3 protein-coding genes are annotated in these 2,592 nt (G+C 35.3%); 2 read left to right on the top strand and 1 reads right to left on the bottom strand.

Annotated elements, in window-relative coordinates; genetic code table 11:
- A partial coding sequence (locus tag ACPYKA_RS20320) for an ATP-binding cassette domain-containing protein (RefSeq protein WP_479544007.1) occupies positions 1 to 484 on the bottom strand: 484 nt, incomplete at its 3' end.
- 431 nt (positions 485 to 915) lie between these two features.
- On the opposite strand from ACPYKA_RS20320, the gene ACPYKA_RS20315 reads away from it, so the two are divergent.
- Both ACPYKA_RS20315 and ACPYKA_RS20310 read left to right on the top strand, forming a co-directional pair.
- Positions 916 to 2,238 carry a Na+/H+ antiporter family protein gene (locus ACPYKA_RS20315; protein ID WP_479544006.1) on the top strand — a complete coding sequence of 441 codons (1,323 nt, stop codon included), beginning with the start codon at positions 916 to 918 and terminating at the stop codon, positions 2,236 to 2,238.
- A 147-nt stretch (positions 2,239 to 2,385) separates the two neighbouring features.
- Positions 2,386 to 2,592, top strand: a 207-nt coding sequence (locus ACPYKA_RS20310; protein WP_479544005.1) for a hypothetical protein, incomplete at its 3' end; no start/stop codon positions are given.

Raw genomic sequence — 2,592 nt, 5'->3', positions numbered from 1 at the left:
TCCCACCTGATAACTGATGTGGGTATTCTTTCATGATTTCTTTAGCTCGTGGAATTCCAACCATATGTAATAGTTCAATAGCTTTTTCTCTAGCAGCTTGTTTTGACATTTTTTTATGTTTTCGTAGTACCTCAGTTATTTGATTTCCAATTGTAAAGACAGGGTTTAGAGCAGTCATCGGTTCCTGAAAAATCATCGCAATATCGTTACCGCGAATCGAAGTGACTTCTCTGTCGTGTAAAGCTAACAGATCTAGTTGATTTAAAGTGATGGAACCGTCTACAATTTTTCCAGGATCTTTAACTAATCGCATGACTGAAAGACCAGTCATACTTTTTCCACTACCTGACTCGCCTACTAACGCAACAGTTTCACCGGGATAAATTTTAAATGAAACATTATCAACAGCTTTAGCCACTTTTTCATCTTCAAGATAAAAGTATGTTTTCAAGTTATCCACTTCTAAAACGGGTTGATTCGTCAAAAAATCATCTCCATTTCTAACAAGGTGTAATTTTCGGAATATATATTAAATTTTAGTTGTAATTATAAAATGGTATACTATTTTTATATTGTTTTTAACAGCATGATGTGTAGTCTTAGAGGTCGGTTGAATGAATCTTCGGTGTAGTATCTAGGTAGGAATCTATAAAATTATTAGTCCGCAAAATGGGGTTATTTGCCGAAATAATCCACCAATTCCCATGTTACAAACATATTACAATAAAGAAAATGTTTGTCAAGAGCTCTTCTGTCATGGAAGGAAGCGTTTTCGCTTTAAAACCTTGGAATTATAGCATTTTATTATTTGGGAAAAAATTTTTTTATGCATAAATGCTTTACTAATGCATATTTGTATCGCTTTAATGTGGAAAAGGAATATTCTTGAAATTAACAAAAGGAGAGGGGTTATTCATGCTTAATGCTGTTGTCATTAGTGTACTTGTAATGGTTATATTGAGCTTGTTTAGAATCAACGTTCTATTTGCACTTATCATCGCTGCCTTGACAGCAGGTTTAATGTCCGGCATGGGGTTGGAAGAATCTGTTGCAACAATGATTTCAGGGATGGGGGGACAATCACAAACTGCGCTTAGTTATATTTTATTAGGTATTTTTGCAGTTATGATAGGTTTATCAGGTATTACGTCTGTGTTAGTAAATAAAATGCTAAATATTTTTTCTGGTAAAAGACTCCTGCTCGTGTTCTCTTTAGCAATTATCGCTTGTTTTTCGCAAAATATTGTTCCAGTCCATATTGCGTTTATTCCTATTTTAATCCCACCACTACTTGTTTTATTTGATAAGCTGAAGCTGGATAGAAGAGCAGTTGCTTCTGCGTTGACATTTGGATTGAAATTTCCGTATATTACGTTTCCGGTAGGTTTTGGTCTAATCTTCCAAGGGATTATTCAGGAGGAAATGACGAAAAATGGAATTGAAATTTCCCTAGGAGAAGTAACAACATCGATGTTATTTCCAGGAGCTGCAATGATTGTTGGATTACTTATCGCTCTATTAATTACTTACAGAAAAGATCGTGTATCAAAGGCTGTTGGAGAAGTAAAGGTTCAAGATGTTGATATGGCAGAAAGTATTACAAATCAAAAAGATGTAAGTTGGAATTTATCTCATAGTTTTACAGTTATTGCAATTATCGTAGCGTTAGTTTTACAAATAGTTACCGATTCTTTAGTACTAGGCGCTTTAGCTGGAATTATTATTATGTTTGTATTCCGTGTTGTGAAGTTGTATGAAGGAGACAGGGTTGTTAATGAAGGTATTGGCATGATGGGGATGATCGCATTTGTTATGCTAGTAGCTTCAGGTTATGCGACCGTTTTAACGGAGACAGGTGCAGTAGATGAATTGGTTGAAAAAACATTGAAAATTACTGGAGACTCTCATTTTACCATTGCCTTTTTCTTGTTAACTGTTGGTCTATTAATAACGATGGGAATTGGAACTTCTTTTGGAACGATACCAATCTTAGCAGCGTTGTATATCCCAGTGATGGTAGCTGTGGGCATGTCGCCACTTGCTAGTGCGGCTTTAATTGGAACAGCGGCGGCATTAGGTGACGCTGGTTCGCCGGCTTCAGATTCAACTTTGGGGCCAACAGCCGGACTGAATGCTGATGGTAGGCATCACCATATTTGGGATACATGTGTGCCAACATTTTTACACTACAATATACCGTTGTTTATTTTTGGGCTTATTGCAGCAATGGTACTGTAATGAAGAATCACCCTTCTTTCAACATTCAGTGAGGAAGGGTGATTTTTAATTGAAAAAATGAGGATAAATCATCATTAAGGATTGTCAATTTTTTTGTATACTAATGTGTAATAGAGTTAACTAAGGACATTTTAGAAAGTGTAAAAGTTGAAGCGATTTTCTGTACTGCTATTATCTGCTTTTCTTTTAAGTGGATGTTTTTATTCAAAGGAAGCTAGACAATTAAAAAAAGATCCTGAAACTCAATTAGAGATAGAGAGTTTAATAAAAGAGCATAGTGAGGATATGTATGGAATGGAACTTCACCCTAATATGAAAAAAATGAAATTTGCTATAACGGGAAAATTTCCATGG

It is taken from the genome of Pseudogracilibacillus amylolyticus (SeqCode) (genome assembly GCF_051918545.1).
In the GTDB taxonomy this organism is placed as follows: Bacteria; Bacillota; Bacilli; order Bacillales; family Amphibacillaceae; genus Pseudogracilibacillus.
This window is presented reverse-complemented; position numbering and strand designations above follow the sequence as displayed.